At 72.8% G+C, this 5,688-nt stretch carries 4 protein-coding genes; all 4 read left to right on the forward strand.

Features of this window, described 5'->3' with window-relative positions:
• The coding region (locus VFV89_RS24165) for an ATP-dependent DNA ligase (RefSeq protein WP_329708548.1) at positions 1 to 978 on the forward strand (978 nt) is incomplete at its 5' end.
• 28 nt (positions 979 to 1,006) lie between these two features.
• Entirely contained in the window at positions 1,007 to 1,576 is a 570-nt protein-coding gene (locus VFV89_RS24170) for a hypothetical protein (RefSeq protein WP_329708549.1), read from the forward strand.
• A gap of 13 nt (positions 1,577 to 1,589) precedes the next feature.
• Positions 1,590 to 2,369: a hypothetical protein gene (locus tag VFV89_RS24175; protein WP_329708550.1), complete on the forward strand. Its 780-nt coding sequence runs from the start codon at positions 1,590 to 1,592 to the stop codon at positions 2,367 to 2,369.
• Positions 2,366 to 5,032, forward strand: a complete 2,667-nt coding sequence (locus tag VFV89_RS24180; protein ID WP_329708551.1) for a stealth conserved region 3 domain-containing protein — start codon at positions 2,366 to 2,368, stop codon at positions 5,030 to 5,032. Before VFV89_RS24175 ends, VFV89_RS24180 begins: the two co-directional genes overlap by 4 nt.
• Positions 5,033 to 5,688 lie beyond the last annotated feature (656 nt).

The raw sequence follows: 5,688 nt of genomic DNA on the forward strand, positions 1-5,688 counted from the left end.
GACGGTGACGAGGTCGAGCTCGCCAGCCGCAACACCAAGCCGCTGACCCGCTACTTCCCCGAGATGGTCGAGGCGGTCAAGCGGCAGCTGCCCGAGCGGGTGGTCCTCGACGGGGAGCTGTTCGTGGCGCTGGGCGACCGGCTCGAGTTCGAGACGCTCCAGGAGCGGATCCACCCGGCCAAGTCCCGCATCGACATGCTGGCCGAGAAGACCCCCGCCGGGTTCGTCGCGTTCGACCTCCTGGCGCTGGGCGACGAGTCGTACGCCGACCGGCCGCTGCGCGAACGGCGGGCAGCGCTCGAGGAGGCGCTGGCCGGGCTCGGCACCGAAGGGCCCTGCTACCTGACCCGCACCACCGAGGACCCGGAGGAGGCGGAGCGCTGGTTCGAGCAGTTCGAGGGCGCCGGGCTCGACGGGGTCATCGCCAAGCCGCTCGACGCGCCGTACACCCAGAACGGCCGCACGATGTTCAAGATCAAGCACGCCCGCACCGCCGACGTGGTCGTGGCCGGCTACCGCGAGCACAAGAACTCCACCCCCGAGCGGCCACTCCTCGGCAGCCTGCTCCTCGGGCTCTACGACTCCCCCCAAGGAGAGGGCGCGGTGCTCCAGCACGTCGGGGTCAGCGCCAGCTTCACCGACGCCCGGCGGGCCGAGCTGTTCCAGGAGCTGCAGCCGCTGGTCTGCCCGATCGAGGAGCACCCGTGGGGCCGCTGGCAGGAGTTCCTCACCGCCAACCCCGACCGGGTGCCCGGCACCCAGAGCCGCTGGAGCCAGGGCAAGGACCTCTCGTTCACGCCGCTGCGGCCCGAGCGGGTCGTCGAGGTCGGCTATGAGCACATGGAGGGCCGGCGGTTCCGGCACACCGCGCAGTTCAAGCGGTGGCGCCCCGACCGCGACCCCGAGTCCTGCGGCTACGACCAGCTCGAGGAGGTCGCCTCCTACGACCTGGGCGAGGTGCTGTCCGGCGGGCGCTAGCACCCCGTGGTGGCACTAGGGTGACCGCGTGGCCGAGAACCCACCTGAGTCGACCGACACCTCCACCGACTACGACGTGGTCCTCCTCGTCGAGCAGGCGCTGAGCGACGCCGACGCGCAACAGGTCCGCTCGCTGCACGAAGGGCTGGACGAGCCGGTGACCTACCACGTGCTGCTGCCCGTCGACGACGCCGCGGCGCAGATCGAGGCGGCCATGGGCAGCGTCACCGGCCACGACCTGGTGCCCGGTCCGTCGATCGCCGTACCCCCTCCGGACCTCGCGGAGATCGCCAAGGAGACCAGGGACCGTGCCAACGCCGACCTCGAGGCGACCCTGACCGCGCTTCGCACGGCCGGGGCCAGCGCCGAGGGGCAGGTCGTGTCGGCGGAGCCGATCCAGGCCCTGGCCGACAAGGTCAAGGCGATCGACGGGCGCGAGGCGATCATCCTGACCCGTCCGCACGTGGTGGCCGAGTTCTTCCACGTCGACTGGACGTCGAAGGCGCGCCGCAAGATCGGCGTCCCGGTCCTGCACCTGCTCGAGCACGAGAACTTCGACGAGCAGGCGGGCGGCGGCGAGGGCGTGTCCGGGGTCTGATGGGGCCCAGCGCGTGAGGTTGCGTGGCCGTCGCGACGATGGCGCGGTCGCGACGTACGCCGCGGTGCTCGACGGCGTGCACCTCTGGCTGGACGTGGAAGGACCGGTGGCGGTCCGCGAGCCGAGCGCCAAGGACGTCATCGAGCTCGGCGAGCATCCCTACGACCTGGCCGCGCTGACCGGCGCGACCTACGACGTGCTGGCCGGCCGGGCGCCCGTGCGGCTCCCCGCGGCGCCGGCGCCGGACGTGGCTCGGACGCCGCTCGCCCCCGACGGCGTCACCCGGTGGGAGGTCGAGCGGCTCGACGACGGACGGCTGCGGCTCACCCGCCACGAGGTCGCCCCCACGGCCGAGCTCGAGTCGCTCGACCTGCGTGGCGACCGGGTGCACCTGCGGATCCGGCCCGTGGCCGGGGTCGAGCCCGGCTGCCACCTGCTGCTGCTCGACACCGGCGACCAGGTCCTGGCGTCGGTCCCCGCCACCGCGCACGGCGGGGTGGTGGAGACGCTGGTCGGCGTGGACGACCTGCCCGCCGGCTACTTCGGCGTCCTGAAGCTGGCGCTCGGCACCGACGAGTCGTGGGTGCGCATCCGGCGCCGGGCCAACGACCGCACCGACCCCAACCACGCCGTCCTCCTCCCCGAGCTCTTCGAGAGCGTCACCGAGCTCGGTGCGGACCGGCCGCGGGCCCGGCTGCGGTGGAACCCCGATGGCCTGCTCACGCTCCGCTCGATCGACCCGGACGAGGCCGATCCGGGAGAGGCCGCCCCGGGAGAGGGCAGGACGACGTGAGGATCAGCTTCCTCGTGCAGTCCGCGCACAAGCTCGGCGGCACCGAGCGGTCGGCGGTCACCCAGGCCAACGCCCTGGTCGCCGCCGGCCACGACGTCCGGATCCTCAGCGTGGTCAAGGCGGCCGAGCAGCCGGTCTTCACCATCGACGAGCGGGTGCGGGTCGAGCACCTCGTGGACCTCACCCAGGACTACGACGAGCAGCTCCACGCGCGCGAGTCGCGGCTGGTCCCCCGCCGCTGGGACCGGCAGTTCTCGGCGCTCACCGACGTCGGGCTCGAGCGCGGGCTGCGCGGCCTCCAGACCGAGGTGCTGGTGACGGTGACCCCCGCGCTCCTGGCCAGCGCCCTCCAGCTCGCACCCGACCCGGTGGTCGTCGTGCACCAGGAGCACCGCTCGTCCTCACAGCGCACCTCGGGGCTCGAGCCCCTGCTGGTCAACGCCCCGCGTGCCGACGTGGTCGCGCTGCTGACCACGGCCATGGCCGACTGGCTGCGCGGCCAGCTCGGCCCGGTCGCCCCCGAGATCGTGTCCATGCCCAACCCGCTTCCGCAGGGGTTCGCTCCTCGCTCCCTGCTCGACTCGCGCACGATCGTCGCGGCCGGCCGGCTGGTGATGGAGAAGCAGTTCACCAAGCTCGTGCAGGCGTTCGCAGCGGTCGCGGACCAGCTGCCCGGGTGGCGGCTCCGCATCCTGGGCCAGGGCCACCAGCGGCCGCACCTGGTCCGCGAGATCCGCAAGCACGGGCTCTGGGACCGGGTCGAGCTGCCCGGCAGCACCATGGACATGCGCAGCGAGTGGGCCCGGGCGAGCATCAGCGCCCTGACCTCGCGCGCCGAGGGCTTCCCGCTCGGGCTGCAGGAAGCGATGGCGGCCGGCGTCCCCTGCGTCAGCTTCGACTGCGCCTCGGGCCCGCGCGAGATCGTCCGGCACGAGGTCAACGGCCTCCTCGTCGCGCCGGAGTCGATCGCGGGCATGTCGGCGGCGCTGCTCCGGCTCGGCCGCGACGACGACCTGCGGCGCCGGCTCGGCGCGGGCGCCCTCGACACCGCAGCGGCGTGGGAGGCCGACAAGATCGCCGGCCAGTGGGTCGAGATCCTCGAGCGTGCGGTCGCTCGCCGGGCGGGCCGTCCGCGGCTCGCTGCCCTGGCCGCCGCTCCCGAGCCGGCTCCGCCCCCCGTCCCGTCGTACGACGCGCGCGGCGTCACCCCTGCGGCCGCCCGGCACGCGGCGCTGTCGGCCGCGGTGACGGTCGCCGGCCGGGTCAGCGACGAGTGGCTCGTGGTCCCTCCGCACGAGACCGGGACACCCGTGGTCGTGCTCCCCATGGCCGTGCGGCACCGCTACCTCCAGGAGCTGGCCGCCGCCGACGTGCCGGCGTACCTGTCGCTGCGCGATCCCGCCGCCAACGGCTGGCCCGAGCGCCGGGCGCCGGTGCCCGGGCTGGCTTCAGACCTGCTCCGCGGCCGGACGTCGTCGGTCGCCCTGGAGCCGTGGCCCATCGACGGGGGGTCCGCGGCCCTGCTCGGCCAGGGCTGCAGCGTCGAGGTCGAGTTCTGGGAGGAGGACGTCGACGGGCAGCTCGTGGCGCCGACCCGCAACCGCTACACCCAGCGGCTCCCCCGCACGGCGGCCCGGGTGACGACCGAGGTCGAGGGGCTGCGCGTCCCGACGCTGCCGTTGATGGCCGCGCCGACGGTGCACGAGTGCACGTTTCCGGTCGACGTCGTCTACACCTGGGTCGACGGCCGCGACCCGGCGTGGAACCAGGCCCGGCTCGACCGGCTCTCCGCGCTGACCGGCACCGCGACGACCAGGGAGTCGAGCGGGCAGGCGAGGTTCGTCTCGCGCGACGAGCTGCGCTACTCACTGCGGAGCGTCCACCTGTTCGCGCCCTGGGTGCGCAAGATCCACCTGGTCACCGCTGGACAGGTGCCGGAATGGCTGGACCAGTCGCACCCGCAGGTCGAGGTGGTCGACCACTCCGCGATCCTGCCGCCAGACGCGCTCCCGACGTTCAACTCCCACGCCATCGAGTCGGCCCTGCACAGGTTGCCCGATCTTGCCGAGCACTTCGTCTACCTCAACGACGACTTCTTCCTGGGCCGGCCCCTGGGGCCGGAGACCTTCTTCAGCCCGGCCGGACTGGCGGCGGTGTGGTTCTCCCCCAACACCGTCGGGCTCGACGACACCCCCGGCGCAGCGCCGTACCTCAAGGCGGCGTGGAACAACCGCAGGCTCCTCCAGAAGGCCTTCGGCGCCGTCCTCACCGACAACCTCGCCCACGCGCCGTACCCGCACCGCCGCTCGGTCCTCGAGGAGATCGAACGCCGGTTCCCTGCGGAGGTGGCCGCCACCGCGCGCTCGCCGTTCCGGTCCGACACCGACCTGTCGATGCTCAGCTCCTTCGCCCAGCACTACGGGCTGCTGACCGGTCGCGCGTACGCCGCCCACCACCCGGACCAGGCCGAACGGGCCTACATCAACATCGCCAACAGCGACCTGGAGTGGCAGCTGACCAAGGTGCTCGAGCGGCAGCAGGACTTCCTCTGCCTGGCCGACCACCACGACCACGCGCTCAACCAGGAGCGCCTGGACCGGACGCTGACCGAGTTCATGGCGGCGTACTTCCCTGTGGCCGCCCCGTGGGAACGCGGCAACTGATCTGGACCAGTTGGCAAGCGATCCACGCCGACTTGTAGGCGTTCTGTTACCGAACGCTGGATCGGCTGTGGCGTCGATGTGAACCGTCCGTGCCGCCTCCGGCCTACGGTTCAACCTAATCGGGCGCCTTCGGGTGGCCGGTCTGGAGAAGTGTCGGGACGCGCATCGCTGGGGGGAGCGCGAGTCGGCACCCTCCAGTGCTGAAAGGACCTCCACCGGTGCGCGTCGGGGGGCGCCACCAGTGGGCTTGTCGGGGGACGAGCCAGCAGGTTCCTTCGCAAAGGGTTCCCGTCCAGGTGCTCGTGGGGATGCACCGGGCGGGCCCTTTCGCGTTGGGAGCCCTGCGAGGCACGAGCAGGGGTCCCGACATCGGTGGTCGAGCAGCGACCGCGGCATCGCGAGGAACGAGCGAGGCCGCGACGGAGCGTGTCGAGACTTCCGCAGGCGCTGCTGGCAGCTGTACCGGCCACACGCGGCCAGGTGCCCAGGCTGCGGCGGTCTCGACAAGCTCGACCAGCGGCGAGCAGGTGAGCGCCGACGCTGCGGCGGTCTCGACAAGCTCGACCAGCGGCGAGCAGGTGAGTACCGACGCTGCGGCGGTCTCGACAAGCTCGACCAGCGGCGAGCAGGTGAGTACCGACGCTGCGGCGGTCTCG

The organism is Nocardioides sp. (assembly GCF_036274455.1).
In the GTDB taxonomy this organism is placed as follows: Bacteria; Actinomycetota; Actinomycetes; order Propionibacteriales; family Nocardioidaceae; genus Nocardioides.